This is a genomic window from Enterococcus larvae (assembly GCF_017830045.1).
Classification (GTDB): Bacteria; Bacillota; Bacilli; order Lactobacillales; family Enterococcaceae; genus Enterococcus_L; species Enterococcus_L larvae.
This window is the reverse complement of the sequence record NZ_JAEDXU010000004.1, coordinates 1-18,429: the sequence shown is the minus strand read 5'-3', so window position 1 is coordinate 18,429 and position 18,429 is coordinate 1. Positions and strand designations below refer to the sequence as shown.

Below are 18,429 nucleotides of genomic sequence, written 5' to 3'. Positions count from 1 at the left end.
ACATGGCAACAATCATTTTAGGAGTAATCATATTCGGCAGTGCAGGTTATATTGTTTATTCCCGTATAAAAAAAGGTCAGGACTGCGGAGACTGTCATACAACCTGCCCTGTAAAAAAAGAACAGGAATCTTGAAAAAAGGTAATCTGAATTAGAAGAAATAATGAGAAACCATAGCTGAAACGACAGGATAATGTGATAATGCCCTGTCGTTCCAGCTAGAATATAACACTTGATATGCACAATGAGTTGAATAAATTGGCTGAAAATATTGTGTAAAATTTATGCAATATTTCACTTGAATAAGTAAGACTCTGGTGCTACAATAGTAAAGTATTGTTTGGGCCGTTAGCTCAGTTGGTAGAGCAGCTGACTCTTAATCAGCGGGTCGCGGGTTCGAGCCCCTCACGGCCCATTGGGTGCCAAACCCACGAGAATGGTATTCTGTCGGCGTCTTCGGACGTTTCGAAGACGGAATGCGCATTCTCTTTTTTTGTTTTTAGGAGTTTGCAACAATAAAAGGACACAAGTGTCGTTATTGGGTTTTTAGCATATGTTCCTGACAGCATCTATACATTCAGGTAAGGAATGACTTATACCTCTATAAAAAAGGCCCTATCAATCACTTTAAAACTGTCACATTCGCCTCAACGTGGTAAAATAGAAGTATCAAGACAGGAGGGATTACTCATGGAAGAAACAATTTTTTTTAACCTCGGAAATGCAATTGCTGCAAGTAAGGACGAAAAGGAATTAATGAGAATGGCCCAGATCGAACATGACAATCGAAAGTTGAAAGGTCATCTGATTGTTGTGGAAGATCCTGAAAATGGCGAACATCTATTGTTCGATATCTCTGATGTAAAAGAGGGTTCGGAGGATGGCACAGCATATATCGTCAAAAAATCCTTCGATACAGAAAAATAATCGCTTTAAAATTGTAATATTAGTTATGTAATAGATGATGCATACAGAAATAAATAAGGGCCGGTGTCGATGTTTTTCTAACGATGTCGGCCTTTTTAATAATTGGTTACTTCAATACCTGCCTACAAGTACTCATCATCCAACCATTCAACGTATCTCTTGGCAGTTGTTAGAGATAATCTTGGGTTGGTGTGGTCGACCACAAATTTGATTGCAGTGACCTTCTGTTCATTTTTCAATAACGCCAACACCTCTTGTTTCTCTGATGCAGTCAATACTTCTGACGGGATGAACGATTCTTTCGCCTTTGATACTGGCTGTTCTTTGCCTATATTTTTAGTGAGCAGTCTAATGAGATAGCCAATAATAAGATAAAGGATCAAATACTGAAAAAAGCGATAGCCGTAAAGAATAAAAGCTGAAACATCTTGCATCTCTCCATTAGCGCCCAACAGAGTTAAGGTGGTAGAGATTGAATATTCACCGGGGGCGTAATTATCGACATGATTATTGAAAAGCAGTTGTCCTTTAGATGCATAGAGCCAAACTAAAGGTTTATTAAATAACTCATTTCCCCAAGTATCAAGGATCATCCCCATAACAGAAGCGATAAAAGTAGCTACTGTTAATGCAGCAGCCGTTTTTTTCCGTATGCTAAACTGAATAAAGACAATAATGACAAATAGGATAAGACTGGTGATTCCTTGCGTGTACATGGCATACATAGCTAGTTTATAAATAAAGAAAAATGCTAAAATCGTAACAGCCAATCCTGCAATCAGCCATAGTAATATTTTGAGTTGTTTGAGCATGGATATAAGACCTCCTTTTCCCTATGCATACTATTGTATAGGAATTGGTGTCTTATGAAAATGATTATTAGTAAATAACGAGTTAGGTATTATATAGCTTGCCATATCTGAATCGAGACTTAAATTAAAGCCTAATGGATCGCGACAGCTTTTTACTACCAGATAAGTAAGAAATAATAAACCATTTTGTTTTGTGTAATTATTTTATGCTATCATGATAAAGAAGACTTAGAAAACAAGAAGTCTCAATAGTAGCAGGAGGAATTATGTGGATTTTTTATGCGGGTCTTTCAGCACTCTTTGCCGGAATCACCTCGATACTCGCAAAGGCTGGTATTAAGGAGACGAACTCAACTTTAGCAACAGCACTTCGAACGATTGTGGTATTGATACTTGCCTGGGGAATGGTCCTGATCGTCGGTTCACAGAACACAGTGATGTCTTTGTCTGTTGGAACATGGACGTTTCTTATTTTGTCAGGAATAGCGACAGGTGCCTCATGGTTATGTTATTTTAGAGCGCTGCAAATAGGTGAAGTGAATAAGGTTGCAGTTATTGATAAATCAAGTATTGTGTTGACATTAGTCTTTGCATTTGTTTTTCTGGGAGAGCAATTGACGTTAGTAAAGGTTGCAGCAATTTTTCTGATTGCCTGCGGTACCTTATTGATGGTACAAAAACAGCCGCTTGAAAATAAAGTGGCCAATGGCTCATGGTTGGTTTATGCAGGCTTATCGGCACTGTTTGCTAGCCTGACTACGATTTTAGGGAAAGTCGGGATTGATGGTGTGGAGTCCAATTTAGGAACAGCAATTCGAACGACTGTTGTATTGATCATGTCGTGGTTGATGGTTTTTATTACCAACAAAGAAGTCAACGTAAAATCGATCAATAAAAAAGAGCTGACTTTCATTTTCTTATCAGGGCTGGCTACAGGAGCATCTTGGTTGTTCTATTACAGAGCTTTACAGGATGGACAAACGAGCACCGTTGTTGCGATAGATAAGCTGAGCATTGCAGTTACGGTGTTTTTTGCTTACTTCATTTTCAAGGAGAAGCTGAATTTAAAGGCTCTCTTGGGCTTAGGCCTCATTATTACAGGAACATTATGCATGATTTTTTAATGGACATTCGAGTTGAACGAATAATTGAAAACGGCTTGTAGAAACCTCATGGGATCCGTATGAAAGTACAGACACCATGAGGTTTTTTTGTTTGCTATGAAAACATAAGGGAAAAATATTAAGTGACAAAATGAGAATAAACATAAATTGAGTACTTTATTAACGAGAGGGAATTTTATCGAAATAAAGCAACGGAATCTTTTTTGCTGGAACCTTTCGAGTAACGAACGGAGTTGATTTTCAAATTGAGCATATGAATGACGAATGAGGCTCAGTTAAAAACTGTTGTAAATGAAAAAAACGCTGAAAAACGATATACGGAAAGAGGAGGAAGTAACGTGAATAAAAGGAACAGACTTTACCGGATTTATTTTGGATTGATGATACTATTGTGCCTTTTTACAGGAACTAAATGGGCAGAGGCAGCCTCCATTTTAGATGCACCAAATGTTTCTATTCCAGGAAGTTCGGAGGTTGTTTCTGGTAAATACAGCTTTATTGCGAAGTTCAACAACGGTGTGACGAAGGTCAGCACTTTTGGGGAAGGATGGAGCAGTACGAAGAATGTCTGGGGAGATGGAACAGAAGAGGCTTATTTTTCTTTTCGGCCTCAAGCTGCTCAAAAGGGCAGTAATGGCGTGATTTATTCAAATGTAGGAAGTTATGATGGGAAAATCGTAGACTTGAAGATCACTGTCAAAGATTGGACCCAGTTTTCAAAATATCAGGGATACATTTCTTATTCAAAAGAAAATATCAGTCATTTTGCTCAAGGCTATGATTTTGTCGATCAGGTATGGGAGTTTGTAGAAAACGGTACTGGAAACCCTATTAAGCTATCTGGGTTTATGACCATCAATGATATCGATGGCGGACAAGGTGTTCAGTTTTCTAAAGAGACATCGGCAGCTATTGATAAAATATACGTTTCGGCTGCAGACAACTGGATCAATTATGAAAATATCAATGGTGAATATAAATTTTTTGACAGCACAGGTACCAGTTCGGAAAATGACGATTTATTCGCTACATTTACGTTTCTTTATAGTGACCAAAGCTCGTTTCGCTTTAAGTGGTGTGTCGATAAGAACTTGTTGGGATGGGATTATGAAACATTGAATTTTGAAAAGGATCATGTAGGAGATGCAGGATATCAAGGGGCATATTTCGGGTATATTGCAAAGAAACCTTTAAAAACCGAAACATTGTCTCCTGTGAAGAAGAATAGTGATTCCGACGAAACACTGGTTGATAAAAATACGTTGGTTGATCGTAATGAGGTACAGACCTATACCATTACTCATCAAGTGCCGGATGAATATGAGGAGTTTTATTATAAGCAGTATGAATTCAAGGACACGTTGGACCCAGTATTTGAAGTTCAACAGGTGGCTATAACAGATGAAAAAGGCCAAGATTGCGGGAGTCTATTTGAGCTGTCAATCGAGGGAAATGTAGTGACCTATTCAGCTAAAGCCGACACACTGAAAAAGCCGGCATTTTATGATCATTACTATACAACAGTGATTCAGGCGAAAATCCGACCTGATGCAGAATTAGCCTTCTCAGAAGGTGGTATCTTGTTGAATAATACAGCGACAGTGACGATTGACGGTGTAGCAAAAACGTCAAATAAAACAGTGACAGAGGTTCATCAGCCAGAGCTGCCGGACCCGGTTAAGCGAGTGGTTGACGAAGCTGAAAAGAATATCGACAAAAAAGAAGTGCTTCAAGGCGAAATCCTAGTTTATGAGGTGGACCAGAAGGTAAATGAGTTGAACAAGGACATCTCAGCGAAATATACGGAATTCTCTATCAGTGACCCATTACCAAAGCAAGTAGCTTTTCTGTCTGCCAAAATTTTAAAAGACGGCAAAGAGTTCGAGGCTGAAAAAATCAGCTATGACAAAAACAGTCATACGGTGGTATTTAACGGCGATGTAGCTTTTCTGAAAAACATGACGATGAAGGCAGAGACATATACACTGCAAATCAAGACGAGGGTCATCAATGAAATTGGTGAGAGTGAACAAATTGAAAATACTGGAAAGACATCCATCAATAAGGAGTCGCAACAGACGAATAAAGTAGAGAATTCAACAAAGCTGATCAAAGGATCGATCATCATCAATAAAGTAACGAAACAGCTGACAGGTCTCAAGAATTCAAAAGAATCCGATTCGGATAATAGCGAGCTAATTTGGGAAGAATGTCCGCAAGAAGGCGTTACGTATCAAGTAAAGGCTAATAAAGACATTGTCTTTCCAAATGGGGAGGTTGCAGCAAAAGCTGGACATGACTACGGAACAATCACTACTAATGAGAAAGGAAAAGCAGTAATCAAGGAGCTTTATGAAGGAGAATACGCACTCATTGAAGTGGCTGCTCCAGCTGGGATACAAATAAATTCCGCACCGATCCTCGTTGATCTAAAGCAAGGGAGTACTGCTGATTTGTCAGCCGTTGTTAAGCAAGAGGATGCTTTGCAGGAAGTGGAGCTCCTTGTCAACAAGGTATTTGAACAGGAGGATGGGAGTTTTGCTGTTTCTGATGGTGCAGTTTTCGGACTGTTTCATGGGAAGGATTACAAAATAGGGAAGGATCAGACAATAAAAGCTGACACACTCGTTTCCGAAATTGAAGTAAAGAAAGGGATAGGCACATATCGAGGAGTCCTGATTCCCAAGCATCAATACTACGTACAGGAAATTTCCACAAAAAATGGGTATCAAATCAATACTGAAAAATTTTACTTCACGTATGAGCCAAGCTCAAACGACCCTGTTCATAAAATTGAATTATATGAAAATGGATTTATCGAAAATGAAGCAGTCATGGGATATATATCAGAGGAAGCAGAAGGTAAAGAGCTCTCTGAAAATACTGAAATGCTCCCCATCAAAAATCATCGAATTACTGAGAATAGTATTATCAAATCGATCGTAAAAGAAGATGGGCAGGAGGTAGAGCATTATGACCTCTTGAAATCAGAAGAGACAGTCATTTTCAAAGGACTAGCATATATTGGCGATAACCAGCAGAAAAATCCGTTGCAGATCAGTGATCAGCTGCCGAAAGGATTTACCTACATCAGCTCAAAAGTTCTTGATGAAAAGGGCCAAGATATTACAAACCAGACCACTATTGCAGTGAAGAATCAGCAGATCATTTTAACGATAAATCCTGAATACGCAGAGCGGCTTGAGAGAACCTCTATTCGCTGGCTGATTACGACGACGTATAAATATAGTGCTGAGCATCAAGGACAGGTGTTCAATAATCAATTGCATTTACAAGTGGACGGTAAGAAAATACCTTCTAATATTGTTACATTGAAGCCGCCGACTGTCGGAACAAAGCCGTTTGGCATGCTTCCTGAAACCGGAGAAATGTTAGGGTTTGGCAGTCTTCTTGGACTGTCCATCGTACTGTATCTAGTTGCCTATAAGTACACAAAAAAAGAGCAAATAGAGTTGTAAGAAGAGTGAGCCTGCAGAGCTTCAACTACCTGAGCAGTTGACATGACTTTATTGAATGACCAGACTACTTGATCCTTAGAGTGAGTGCTGAAAACCATTTTTGTTAAAGTCATGCTGAAGCTGATAAAACAAGTGCTGTAAAAATATTGGGTATCACACTATAGGAAGAGGAAATAGGATTGGAGCTCTAAGCCTGCTCACTCAACTGTACAGAAATTCAGAAAGCGAGGAATAAGATTGACACTACAACTACTGTTGGCAAGCGGCCTGCTTCTGCTCTTTATTGGTTATATGGGAACGATGTTTATTTTTAGAAAGAAGGCAAGAGGAAGGCTAGTTGAGCAAAAGCAGAGTACACCTATTGAAACAGTATCCGAAAAGGAGCCGGCAATAAAGGAATGGGATGAGGAGCTTTATACAGAGAAAGGCGATAGAGCTTGCTGGTACAAGCTGACATTCTTCTTTGAAAATGATTCTCCCAGAGAGTATGATTTCTATTCTTATAATGAAAATCTGACCAAAGAGTTTATTTTGAACGACCGTTTTTACGTGAATGATCATGAAATGCTGATTGTAGATGAAAATGGCGAGCACTACATCAATCGCAAAAATATCGATCAAATCGACTTTCTTCAAAGAAAGCTGTTTGTTACTCCACCAGCAATTGAAGAATCCTTAGAAAGAATGCCTGAAAAAAACAATAGAAACGCAAAAGAGGTTGATAAGGTTAGAGAAGTAGCCCCTCTTTTAGTGGAAGAAAAACCAACTTCTTTAAAGGAAGCTCAAGGGCAGAGTACCTTAAAATTATCATTTTCAAATGGGAAAAAGGGAAAAAATCCGTCTCTAAAAAAAATGGAGGTAAAAAAATTTAATCGACTTTTTCTAATCATAATGATTTCTATTCTTTCCGCTGGCCTAATCGGATTGATTCGAACGGTCCTACTTGATTATAGGATAGGTCAGCTGGAAGTAGATCAACGTCTGTTGCTGAGAGAAACATCTGCGATAAATACCTCGGAGAATCTGGAATATCCATATGAAATGAATCTGTATATGCAGTCATTCATTGATATATATATTCCACTATCTAATGATGTGTCAGCAATGGATGAGCGTATTGCTGGACTGAACGGTTATTTCTCAGAAGGAGTTTCGCTGGAACGAGAAGTGTCAACAGTAAAAAGGGTACTTATCTCTAGTGAGATTGCAGATGTTGCCTATGGAGAGACTGTGTCTACTGTTTGTTATAAAGTAGCGTATTCTTTGGAAGTGCCAGTAGAGCGAACAATAGAAGCAACGGGTGAAGCTGCTGCAGAAACATATCTGGAGTATCAAGTGAAGGAACAAACCGTATTTTTGGCTATTGATTTTGTTCAAAATGATGGACGATTTTCCATTATTTCTTATCCCTATTTCAGTGAGCGACAGACAAATCAACTGGTGGCAAACAGTGTTCGTAAAGCTGAGGTTTTTGATCAGACCGTCGAGAGTGAAAAGTTGGAGAGTATTCAACAATTCCTCATGATTTTCTTTGAGAAATATGCAGATGGAACAAAAGAAGAGCTGTCCTATTTGATGCTGGATGTTGAATCAATGGGTGGAAATTATCAATTGAAAGAAATTGAATCGGTGGAAGCTTATGCATACGAGGATTTTATTGTTGTATACACAAAAGTCAAATTCAGCGACACAGCCTCAGGCATAACCCATAAAGAAGCTTTTTCTATAAAGTTAGTAGAAGAAAATAATCAATTCAAAGCCAGTGAGCTGGTACATAATTTAGGAGGTTTTTAAACGATGAACATTAACCTGCAACCCCTCGGAGAGAAGCTGATGCTGGGGGCATTGCCCAGCCTAGCCGGATTAAGCAGCTATTTTACAACGGAAGTACAAATCGGCGTAGGTCTGGTCACATTGGTACTATGTATTATTCTAGCGGCAAAACAACAAATAGGACCTTTGGTGGGAGTTGTCGTAGTTGCCGCATTCATCTTCTTTATGGCCAATGATCCAGCTGCAATTTTTAATGGAGTCGGAGAACTATTCAGAAAGATATTTGGAGGGTAGAAAACAGAGCGATGTGGGAAAAAAAGCTATACAACTATAAAAAGGCGCTGTTGCTTCCATTCATGATTCAAAAGCTGTGGCGCGGCTTCACTTTGGAAAATCCTGTAGAGCTGACCAAAATTCTGGTTTTTGGCGGGGTGCTTCTTCTTTTACTCACAGTTTTTCGCCCAATCATGTGGCTGTTGGGGCTGATTCCAGGTCTGAAGTTTGCAGGCTATTTATTGATTCCGACAGGAGCAGTTCTTTTGTGGGAGCAGGTAGAGCCGGATGGACTGAAGATCCCAATATATGCAGCCGATTATCTTTTTTACATGATCAATTTCAAAATCGGGAATAAAGTGATTTGTCAAAATGAAACAATCAGCCAAGTTGAAGATTTGGTCGTATTTGAAAAAATCCCTGCTGAGGAAATATCAGCTTTTTCTGAATAGGAATAACGAGGAGAAGTAGAGATGAAATTACGATTTCCATTAAGAAACATCAAGGACAATATGATGTATACAAACACGAATGAGGTGTGGGCTTACTACCGTATCCATTCAACAAGTATACCGCCAACTTCAGATAGAAAAAAGGAAGAACTAAAGGCAAAGTTTCATCACCTGCTCAATGAATTGAAGGAGTTTTTGACTGTCGATATCATGATGCTCCCACGTGATATGAGTTTGGAGGAGCGATTTAAGGAACTGTCAAAATCGTTTAGCAAGGAGTGCAGTGAAACGGCGGCATATTACTCGGATCAAACAATTAACAGACTTCGTGAAGAGATGGGATTGATTTATACCTATGAATGGATCATAGGTGTTCCTTTAAAATCTCAATTCGATATAAGCTCGATTCGTGAAGGCTTCAAGCAGTCTTATAAAAATATGCAGCAAAGTGTTTTACAACAGCTCGGTTATGGACAGGATCATAGTGAAGAAATGTTTGAATCAGTAAAGGAGCTTCAAGAACTTGTTAGGGGCAAGATGAGTCTATTTCAAGGGAAAAGACTAACTGAACAGGATATGTATTACTTGAACCGACTGAATTTTATTCGAAATATGCCTCATGCATCTAATGAAGAAACAGCTATTACCTTAGAGAATATGACTGACAGTATCATTGATCCAAGCTCTAAAGCTGGAATGCTGACTCTGAAAAGTATAGAAGGAACAAGCACGATTGCGTTTTTACCAGTTGCGGACACGCCGTTGAATATATCGGGGATGCACATTGCAGAAGTGATTCAAACGCTGCCCTTTCCTGTCGAGCTGAGGTACAAATTGAAATTTCAAAGCTTGAAGGGCAGCTTCGGAATGGAAGGAAAAGCTCGAAGGTCTGCCTTGCGCTTAAAAAATGTTGTAAAAGAAACCAGAGCAATCGGCAATTCAGAAGGTAATGAGATTGCACAAAGTCGGATGGTCATCGAGGATTTAAAAGAGCAGATCAATGGAGAGAAGCCAATTATCAATTGGCAGGGCTGTGTTGTTGTTTATGCGGAGAATGAGCGACAATGCAGACAACGGATACACATGGTACTTTCTCTCTTGAAATCTCGTAAAATCAGCCTGTCTACAGCTCATTCTCAACAGGTTTATCTCTATTACAAAAACTTGCCAGGAGTGAGTTTAGAGACGAGTGATACAAAGTGGCTGCAGACGACAACTATAGAAGGCTTTTGTGAAAATTTTTTGGCTGTCGATCAACGGATCGGTTTTCGGACAGGTTGGTACATTGGTCGAGTTGATCCTCACTTATCAGGAGCAAAAAGCTTAGAAAGTGCGATATATTCCAGCCGTAATATTGTTCTTTCTAATCCTTTCACTGCGAATAAATGGAATGAAGAGATGGGGACAGCAAGTCCGCATATTGCAGTCACTGGTGAGACAGGAATGGGAAAGACATATCTTGTCAGCTTGCTGTTTACATTTGTTTCTATGTTGGAGGTAAAAGGACTGTTCATTGATCCAAAAACTGAAAAAATCAAGCAGTATAAGAATTTTCTTGCAGATGAAAGAAACAGAGAGAAACACCCTCATTATTACGAATTGATTTCACAATTTCATCTCATCACATTTGATCCGGAGAAACCTGATAACTGGGGTGTCCTTGATCCAATCACATTTCTTTTTGGAACGGATGCGAAGGATACAGCCGAAGCTATGGTTCATCAAATCATCAACATAGACGATACCCGTCTAGGACAATCGGAAGTATCGAAAGCAATTCGACAGGTAATTGAACGTAAAGCGGCCGGTGAAAAGGTTGGTATGCTTCATGTAATTGAGCTGCTGAAAAAGAATACAGAAAAGGAAGTGAGTGAGATTGGCGATCTCTTAGATGAAAAAATCAAAGGGAGTGTTCTTCGACTAGGCTTCAGCGATGGTAAGAATACAGGCTTGAATTTTGAAAAAAGAATTACAGTTATTGGGGTATTAGGCTTGGCGATTCCAAAGGAAAGTGATGATCCAAATTATTATTCTCAGAGTGAAAAGAAAAGCCTTGCATTGATGATTCCGTTAGGAAAGTTTTGTGAAAAGTTTGGATCAATGAATGATGAACAAGAAACCTTTGAAGTTTTTGAAGAAGCATGGATTTTTAATACCTCCTCTGTTGGAAAGAAGATTTTGAATGGAATCAAGAGAGTTGGGCGCAGTCAGAATAATATGTTGATTTATTCAACTCAGTCGGTAGCAGATGTCACTGCAGAAGACGATCATGGGAATTTTGGGACGATCTTTGCATTTAATGAACCGACAGAAGAAGAGAAAATACTGAAGCATGTTGGTGTTGATGTAAGTGAAAGAAATAGAGAGTGGCTTTCCGGAATGAAGAAGGGCCAGTGTTTGATGTTGGACCCGTATAAGAATGTTCAGAAAATCAGTATTCACTGCCTATTTCCAGAAATTAGTAAAACCTTTGATACAGTGAAAGAAACCAGCGGAAGTAAAGCTGAGTCGATGTTCGTTTAAGGAGGAGCCCTATTGAATAAGTTTTCGATCCATTCCTATGTTTCCCTTATTGATACTGATGGAAAGTGGCGTGCAGCAGGTAGTGAAGAAATTCATCAGCTGATCAATGTTCTGATAAATACCGGAATGACCGTCAATCGTTGGATATACCAGGTTGTAGATCTGGGGCTTCAAATTCTTCTCAGTAACACCCTCTTTGAAGATACGATCGGTCAAGTATTCAAAACATCGATCAGCATGTATCATTCAATGTTTAATACCTTAGGGACGGTACTCTTTATATTTGCTCTTGCTGTAATTTTTTTCATTTACGTATTTAAGAGTCCCCAAGAAGCCTTCAAAAAAATGCTTGTTCTATTTGTGGTGATTGGTATGAACTTTGTGATTTATACCAATGGAGAAGGATACCTAAGAGACATCAATACAATTTTTGATGAGGCAGAGTCTTTGATGATGCAAGGTATCGAGATGCCTTTGGGAGAAAAGAATGAATATTCTAAAGGGTCTCTACAGCAAATTAGGGAGTCCTATTTTAAGATGACTATACGTCAGTCGTTTGCCATGGTGAATTTTGGTACTTCTACCTATGATGAGCGATTCGATACATTTCTCTATACCGATGAACAAGAAAACAGTGAAAGCTCAAGAGAAGAGCTGAGTGAAAAGATAAAAGATGAAAGCAAGGATAATCGGTATATGACACCTGACGCTTCATTAGATAAATGGTTTCTATCGATCTATGCATGGATAAATAATCTATTCGTTGGTGTTCCGCTGTTGTTGATTGCGGCTCTGAAATTTCTTATGAAGGTGCTTATTCTTTGTATGGTTTTTGTATTACCGTTAATTAGCATTCTTAGCCTGCTTCCAAGATTTTCCACAGCTCTTTTTACTTTTCTTGGTAAAATGCTGCTGCTGTTTTTCACTGGTACTTTTATGAGCTTGGCGATATATCTCTTTTTCTTTGTGATGACCTTGATTGACAGCTCTATCCACACGATGGCGGGCAGTCATTCTTTGATCAGCAGTGTTTTAGGAACTGTGAATAAAGCGATTCTTGTTTTTTTGGTGATGAAAAGCAAAGGACGGATCATTCATCTTATAACTGCAGGAAATATCACACACATTGAAACCGCTGTACATAAACGGCTAAAAAGCAAATTGAAAAATCAAGTTGATTCTCGTAAAATCAATGATTCTGTAGGAACGGCGGTATTCAGAACCGATTTTGAAAATAGCGGGAGGAAGCAAGACGAGGTTGATATCAGAGATATTGTTGTTACTGAAACCCGGCAAAAGACGAATAGAGCTGTGACTGCTAAAACCGTAATAGCTGAGGATCAGCTATTCTCTAATGATCAAAATGAAGAACGCTCAAAGAAGATTAGGACAAGAAATACCAAAGCGGTTGCAGACTTGGTTGAAACAAAGGGCAAAATTGATTTAGATAAGGGAAGGACAGATAGTACTGGGTTAGACGATATACGTATTTATTCCCTTGACGAAAAAGAAGAAGGCTATTTTCTTACTGATGCGTTGCGTAGAGAATCTTTTAACAGTAAAACCGGTACTGAAGCAGCAGATTTTGAGACGAACCGACTGGTTTTTACACAAGAGCAAGTTGAGGAAAACAAAGCATTTTATCAGCTGCTGGAGGAATTGCGGACATGCTGAAAGTATTTGGTGGGATCACCTCAATTATCATGCTTATTTTTTTTAGTGTAGTTCTTTTTGGAGGCAGCATATTGCATAAGGCGGAGAGCTCTCAAGAACAAGCATTTTCACAGCCGGAAGTAAATGCATGGCAAATCTGGGAACAGTTAGGAGACAAGGACTATTCAGAAGAAGCCAGAGCGGGGATTTTGGGGAATATCGATCAGGAAACAGGCGGCACTTTTGAAGCAGACATCGATGAAAACAGTGGGAACGGTTATGGATTGATACAATGGACACCGAAAAAAATCTTGCTGGAACAGATAAATCGAGCCGGAATCAAGGGTGGCCCAGAATTATTGAAGACTCAAGTAGAAGTGATCGACTGGGAACTGAGTGGAGAAGGGAGAGGTTATATTCCAACTAAAAGCTACCCATACTCTGGTGAGGAATTCAAAAAGTTGAAAAATGTAAAAACAGCGGCACGAGCATATGAAAAAAATCGTGAACGGCCAAGGGATGATCACCCGGAGCGGCAAGCGCTAGCGCAAAAATGGTTCGATCGCTTTTCCGGAAAAGACAGTAGTAGTGTAAGCAGCAGTAATATTGTTGCGTTTGCCTTGGATGAACTTGGAAATAGAGGTGGAGAAAAATTTTGGTCCTGGTATGGTTACTCTCAGCGAGTAGAATGGTGCGCGACATTTGTTTCATGGTGTGGGAACCAATCAGGCAGTGAGTTTGAAAAATTTGCTTACTGTCCTACAGGTATAAATTTGTTTAGAAGTAAAGGAAAGTGGCTGACGGCGGGGCAAAGACCTGAATCAGGCTATGTTATATTTTTTGATTGGGAATCCGACGGTATCAGTGATCACGTTGGTTTGGTGATCAACTACGAGAATGGTGTTGTACATACTGTAGAGGGAAACAGCAACGACGAAGTGAAGCTGCAGCAATATAGTGTGAAGTCCGCTGTCATTTCGGGTTATGGAATCCCTTGATGTCGGTTGCGGTTTTTCTAGTCAAATAAATGAATAAAATCGAACCCTCATTTATTAGCAAACTTTAAGCGATCTATAAAAATATCCTTAAATATCTAGTTTAGTATGGGCTATTTTACTAATTTATACTATACTGTAAAGAGTTATCTAAATTGATAGAATAGCTTTTAAGAGTATTTTGTATTGGCTCCTGTGTTTCAAATCAACCTTGCGAATTGTTTGTTTAACAATAGGGTTTCGATCGTAAACAATTACAGTTGTCAGAGAGAATAAAGAGTGAAACAACTAACGAAGATAGAAGGAAAATAGTTTGAGCGCTAAGAAATAAGAGGTTTCATCATGGAGAATAGACAACAGAACAGAGAGAGAAATAAGCAGAAAAAAAGACCGCAAAATAGAAAAAGTAAAACGAAAAAAAAGAATAAATGGATCAAACCGTTAATCATTACTTTGGGGACTGTAGCACTCGGCGCAGGCGTTGGGTATTGGTTCTATGTCCAACTGGATTATCAAGATCAAGCGGATCCGGCATCCTATGAAGGATATGAATTTTACCAGTTGGACTTCCTTTCTCGAAAGACTCCGATTGTCAAGGCGACTGCACAGGATGAAAATAATGGTTCTGATGTTACAGTAAACTCGGAATATACGAATGTAGCAGTATCTAATGATAGATGGGACAGTGGATTTCAAGAATTGCTGACTACGCCAAGTAGTCGTCCGTATTTTCATCTAATCAATGTTTTTGGCAAGCAGACGACCTACAAAGCTATCGCCAATCTTTCAAGCATCAACCAAATTGAACGTGTTCAGTTTTCAGCATGGGGTGTGAAGGATGGCGAGGGAGATATCAAGTATTATGAAGGTGCCTATGATTCTGCAACAAATACTTGGCAAGCAGAGATACCTGTTAAGGAGCATCAAGAGAGCGGACAATATCAGACCGATCTTTTGGTAACTAAAAAAAGCGGGAAAACAGAAGAAGTAGCTCTTGGAAGCTTTAATGTGTCAGAGCCGACTATTGAAGCCTCAATAGATGGCTCTCGTGTAAATATGGGGCAGTTTGAAGTAAATATTGTTGTAAACAGTAAATCGGATGTGGAAGCAATTTCCATTCCAATTTGGTCTAGGGAAGATCAAAGTGATCTAAAATGGTATGAGGGTGTAAGACAAAGCGAAAATAACTACAAAGTACATGTAGATTATGAGGACTTTGATTACAGTAATGGACTGTATACAGCATCTGCCTATTTCACTGGCGTCAATGGGCTGACAGCTCATAGCGCGGCAGGAACAGCAGAAATCAATATGAGCCACCCTGTACGGATTCGTGTGTTGAATAGTACAGCCCTGTTTCAGGATAGACAGCTGACGCAAAAAGTGAAGGATATTTCTGCCAATAGTATGGCATATGTACAAGCAATTGTTTTTAACGCAGACCAAAAGGTTTATCGGACAACCGATGGCTACGTATCCTCTGAAAATATTGATGTCAGTGAAATGACAGACGATTTGCGTTATGTTGCCCATAGAGGGAACCATCAAGAGGCACCGGAAAATTCTTTACCAGCGTTTCAGAAGGCCAACGCTTGGGGAATTGAAACAGATATCTGGCTTACTAAAGATGGAAAATGGGTAGTCATGCATGATGGGACTGTTGATCGAATGACTGACGGAACCGGAAAAATCAGCGATATGACTTTGGCTGAAATAAGAAAAATGCACATTGATACGGGGGCCAACAAGGATTCCTATGCTAAAAGTGAATTGGTCGTTCCTACGCTTGAAGAATATCTGGGGATCATGGTCAACAAGCAAAGTGTACCGTTTATAGAGATCAAAGCGACTAATTTAGCAGGAAGCGCCTATGACAGTTTGATCAGCTTGATTGGTCAATATGGTCTTTCAGAAACTGCAGTAGTTATTTCCTTTGACTATCAAAATTTGGTTGAAGTGAAGAAGCGGGCACCTCAAATGCAGGTTCAGATTTTAGGCGATGTTCTTGATGATGACATCATCAACAAGGCGAGCAGCTTAGGTGCTAATGCTGGGCTTGATATAAGATATGATGGTGCTGTATCTAATGTAGATATGATTGTAAAAGCACAATCAAAAGGCTTGGCAGTTCATCTATGGGGAGTTCCTCAAAGTGAGTTCAAGCGAATGGAAGCATTGGGCATTGATAATCTAACAACAGATTATGACTGATTTTATCATTTGTGGAGTCTGTGAGCTGTTAGTTTTTGTTTATCTGACAATGAGATTTTAAATTGATTTAGGGCTTAGAAGAATAGAGCAGAATACTTGATATGATTGTTTTTGAGAGGTTCCTTTTTTGAACTTTTTAGACATCCTATACAGGTATTTTGCCCTATTTTTATATTTTCAGAGCGAGAAAACATGGCTGATGAAAGTAAATGAAGCATAAAACCAGCTGATAAGATAGCACCTGGCTCCTTTCGCATAATTTTAGGGAAGGGTACCTTATTCAAACGTTATATAAAATGACGGGGTGGGAGAATACAAAATCCCCTCCTGTCATTTTTTGACTTAAGTTCCTTTCTTTTTAATAAAAAATAATTCTATGCTATGCTTCAACTATAGAGAAAAAGGAGGAGATGGTATGGACAATCGTTTCTGGTTTGAAGAAGAATCGGATGACTTTCCATTTTACAATAACAAGCCCCAGAAGGTTTCGATCGGGCAATGGTTTGTTATACTGCTGTTTCCTTTTTTGGGATTTCTAGTTCTGACAAAGGTTTATATTCCTTTTCTTTCTTTATATATGAATGAACTGGTAAGCGGAATTATTTTGCTGATTTTCTCCTTGTTAGGACTGCGCTTAACAGTCAAACAAGATTGGAAGCTCCTATTTAGGAAAATACACCGAAAAGATATTTTATTAGTTGTCGGCTATGTGATTGGGGCAATAATTGTAGCCTCTGTTATTGGCGGAGTGATAGAGCTTCTCAGTGGTTCACTGACAGATAATCCTACAGCAATCAAGGCTGGAGACCACAATGCTTGGAGGACCTATCTGCAATTGAGGTTTCAAGAAGTGTTCCAGCTGCTTGGAGAGGAATTTCTAGCAATCATTCCATTTTTGGCATTACTGCATCTTTGTACAGTCAGATTTGGTTTGAATAGAAAGACAGGAGTGGTTATCGGTTGGGTATTATCATCGATTATTTTCGGTTTACTGCATCTTCCGACTTACGATTGGAATTGGATTCAATGTATTTTCGTGATTGGAGGCAGTCGACTGATACTGACACTGCCGTACGTTCAGACAAAAAATCTATGGGTGTCCTATTTCGTCCATTACTTTTATGATATGCTTATTTTCACCGTTGCATTTTTGAGTTAACAAGTTACAAACAACAGGTTTTAGGAGGGAAAGACATGAAAAAAATTTACGCATCATTGGGTGTTTTACTATTAACAGTTGGCGTGATTGCTGGTTGCAATAATGGCTCAAAGAATACTGGAGAGTCCACCTCTGAAAGCACAAGTAGTGAAACAACAGTTAACAGCAGTACTACGGAAAAAGGATCATCTTCTTCCACATCGAAAACTGAATCAAGTACCAGCACGACAGAATCAACATCAGCTTCTTCAGCAGCGGCAGCTACACCGGAGAGTCAGGCTGAAAAAGTGCTTAACGAACTGGCAGGACTGTTTCCATCAGAGCCTCTTCCTAATTCGATTCTGACAAGCACAACAAAAACCTACCTAAGTTCAGCAACGACTTCAGCAGGAGATCAGTCGAATTTTAATATTTTATATTATGCAGAAGACCAGCCAATCGATGTTAACAGCACAGAGCTGAATGAGCTCAAGCCTATAGCATCTATGGAAAAAATAACCTTTGCAACAGAAGAAGAAGCAAAAAATGAAGTAGGTAAAATCGAAGATTACGCTGGAACAGAAGTGGACCTTGGATATGGATTGACAGGGTACATGCAGGGGGCGGCTGGTTCAAGCTATCTGACTTGGGCGGAAGGAAATTGGAATCTAATAATCAAGGCATCTAATATTGATGGAGAAGATCCTGTTTCTCTTGGAAAAGAAGTCGTTACCTACTTGGAAGAAAATACCTTGCCAATTCCACAGCAGGATGGCAACATCCAGCTTGAAGTTGGTGAAAATGGAGATTATCAAACCAACTCCGTTGCTTGGCAGAAGAACAATGTCGTTTATAAAGTTCATCACTTCAATGCAATGGAAGCAGTGAAAATGGCTGTATCTACAAATGGCTAAATAAAAAATCAACGAGAGTGGGACAATAGTCAGAAAAAATCTGATCATTGTCCCACTTTTTTTGATTTAGGGGTACATAAAAAGCACACAACCTTGTATGATTAAAGTGCCTAAACCCAATCAAAAGGAGCGTGCTTTTATGTTTAAAGATTATAC

Annotated in this window: 14 protein-coding genes, 1 tRNA gene and 1 pseudogene; 15 read left to right on the top strand and 1 reads right to left on the bottom strand. The window is 39.2% G+C overall.

Features of this window, described 5'->3' with window-relative positions:
* Positions 1-2 precede the first annotated feature (2 nt).
* From I6N96_RS08575 to I6N96_RS08565, 3 genes are all read left to right on the top strand, one after another.
* Positions 3-134, top strand: coding sequence for a FeoB-associated Cys-rich membrane protein (locus I6N96_RS08575; protein WP_209557167.1), 132 nt, complete (start codon positions 3-5; stop codon positions 132-134).
* Positions 135-341: 207 nt separating this feature from the next.
* Positions 342-414: transfer RNA gene (locus I6N96_RS08570), tRNA-Lys, on the top strand.
* A gap of 275 nt (positions 415-689) precedes the next feature.
* Positions 690-926, top strand: a complete 237-nt coding sequence (locus tag I6N96_RS08565) for a hypothetical protein (protein ID WP_209557166.1) — start codon at positions 690-692, stop codon at positions 924-926.
* A gap of 122 nt (positions 927-1,048) precedes the next feature.
* Here I6N96_RS08565 and I6N96_RS08560 read toward each other — a convergent pair whose 3' ends face one another.
* The gene (locus I6N96_RS08560) at positions 1,049-1,738 is read right to left on the bottom strand and encodes a hypothetical protein (protein ID WP_209557165.1); all 690 of its coding nucleotides are present in this window, start codon (positions 1,736-1,738) and stop codon (positions 1,049-1,051) included.
* 266 nt (positions 1,739-2,004) lie between these two features.
* On the opposite strand from I6N96_RS08560, the pseudogene I6N96_RS19755 reads away from it, so the two are divergent.
* From I6N96_RS19755 to I6N96_RS08505, 12 genes and pseudogenes are all read left to right on the top strand, one after another.
* A pseudogene (locus tag I6N96_RS19755) lies at positions 2,005-2,412 on the top strand (EamA family transporter); the annotation flags it as partial.
* A complete protein-coding gene (locus tag I6N96_RS19750; protein WP_245186921.1) occupies positions 2,407-2,862 on the top strand; it encodes an EamA family transporter in 456 nt (151 codons plus the stop codon). The pseudogene I6N96_RS19755 and the gene I6N96_RS19750, both read left to right, overlap by 6 nt.
* Positions 2,863-3,200: 338 nt before the next feature.
* Positions 3,201-6,341 carry an isopeptide-forming domain-containing fimbrial protein gene (locus tag I6N96_RS08550; RefSeq protein ID WP_209557163.1) on the top strand — a complete coding sequence of 1,047 codons (3,141 nt, stop codon included), beginning with the start codon at positions 3,201-3,203 and terminating at the stop codon, positions 6,339-6,341.
* Positions 6,342-6,578: 237 nt separating this feature from the next.
* On the top strand, positions 6,579-8,135 hold the full coding sequence (locus I6N96_RS08545) for a conjugal transfer protein (RefSeq protein WP_209557162.1): 1,557 nt from the start codon (positions 6,579-6,581) through the stop codon (positions 8,133-8,135).
* A gap of 3 nt (positions 8,136-8,138) precedes the next feature.
* Positions 8,139-8,408 (top strand): TcpD family membrane protein, encoded by a 270-nt coding sequence (locus I6N96_RS08540; RefSeq protein WP_209557161.1) that lies wholly within the window; start codon positions 8,139-8,141, stop codon positions 8,406-8,408.
* Between the two features lie 11 nt (positions 8,409-8,419).
* On the top strand, positions 8,420-8,839 hold the full coding sequence (locus I6N96_RS08535; RefSeq protein WP_209557160.1) for a TcpE family conjugal transfer membrane protein: 420 nt from the start codon (positions 8,420-8,422) through the stop codon (positions 8,837-8,839).
* Positions 8,840-8,860: 21 nt separating this feature from the next.
* Positions 8,861-11,362 carry an ATP-binding protein gene (locus I6N96_RS08530; protein ID WP_209557159.1) on the top strand — a complete coding sequence of 834 codons (2,502 nt, stop codon included), beginning with the start codon at positions 8,861-8,863 and terminating at the stop codon, positions 11,360-11,362.
* A gap of 12 nt (positions 11,363-11,374) precedes the next feature.
* A complete protein-coding gene (locus I6N96_RS08525; RefSeq protein ID WP_209557158.1) occupies positions 11,375-13,036 on the top strand; it encodes a CD3337/EF1877 family mobilome membrane protein in 1,662 nt (553 codons plus the stop codon).
* The gene (locus I6N96_RS08520) at positions 13,030-14,013 is read left to right on the top strand and encodes a phage tail tip lysozyme (protein ID WP_209557157.1); all 984 of its coding nucleotides are present in this window, start codon (positions 13,030-13,032) and stop codon (positions 14,011-14,013) included. Before I6N96_RS08525 ends, I6N96_RS08520 begins: the two co-directional genes overlap by 7 nt.
* Positions 14,014-14,352: 339 nt before the next feature.
* Positions 14,353-16,221, top strand: coding sequence for a glycerophosphodiester phosphodiesterase family protein (locus I6N96_RS08515; RefSeq protein ID WP_209557156.1), 1,869 nt, complete (start codon positions 14,353-14,355; stop codon positions 16,219-16,221).
* Positions 16,222-16,636: 415 nt separating this feature from the next.
* Positions 16,637-17,380: a CPBP family intramembrane glutamic endopeptidase gene (locus tag I6N96_RS08510; protein ID WP_209557155.1), complete on the top strand. Its 744-nt coding sequence runs from the start codon at positions 16,637-16,639 to the stop codon at positions 17,378-17,380.
* 35 nt (positions 17,381-17,415) lie between these two features.
* Positions 17,416-18,273, top strand: a complete 858-nt coding sequence (locus tag I6N96_RS08505) for a hypothetical protein (RefSeq protein ID WP_209557154.1) — start codon at positions 17,416-17,418, stop codon at positions 18,271-18,273.
* Positions 18,274-18,429: the final 156 nt, after the last annotated feature.

Excerpts from the sequence above, each read along its gene's own strand:
- I6N96_RS08535 (WP_209557160.1), top strand. The coding sequence starts at position 8,420 with ATGTGGGAAAAAAAGCTATACAACTATAAAAAGGCGCTGTTGCTTCCA.
- I6N96_RS08565 (WP_209557166.1), top strand. The coding sequence starts at position 690 with ATGGAAGAAACAATTTTTTTTAACCTCGGAAATGCAATTGCTGCAAGT.
- I6N96_RS08560 (WP_209557165.1), bottom strand. The coding sequence starts at position 1,738 with ATGCTCAAACAACTCAAAATATTACTATGGCTGATTGCAGGATTGGCT.
- I6N96_RS19750 (WP_245186921.1), top strand. The coding sequence starts at position 2,407 with ATGGTACAAAAACAGCCGCTTGAAAATAAAGTGGCCAATGGCTCATGG.
- I6N96_RS08540 (WP_209557161.1), top strand. The coding sequence starts at position 8,139 with ATGAACATTAACCTGCAACCCCTCGGAGAGAAGCTGATGCTGGGGGCA.
- I6N96_RS08505 (WP_209557154.1), top strand. The coding sequence starts at position 17,416 with ATGAAAAAAATTTACGCATCATTGGGTGTTTTACTATTAACAGTTGGC.
- I6N96_RS08530 (WP_209557159.1), top strand. The coding sequence starts at position 8,861 with ATGAAATTACGATTTCCATTAAGAAACATCAAGGACAATATGATGTAT.
- I6N96_RS08510 (WP_209557155.1), top strand. The coding sequence starts at position 16,637 with ATGGACAATCGTTTCTGGTTTGAAGAAGAATCGGATGACTTTCCATTT.
- I6N96_RS08520 (WP_209557157.1), top strand. The coding sequence starts at position 13,030 with ATGCTGAAAGTATTTGGTGGGATCACCTCAATTATCATGCTTATTTTT.
- I6N96_RS08575 (WP_209557167.1), top strand. The coding sequence starts at position 3 with ATGGCAACAATCATTTTAGGAGTAATCATATTCGGCAGTGCAGGTTAT.
- I6N96_RS08515 (WP_209557156.1), top strand. The coding sequence starts at position 14,353 with ATGGAGAATAGACAACAGAACAGAGAGAGAAATAAGCAGAAAAAAAGA.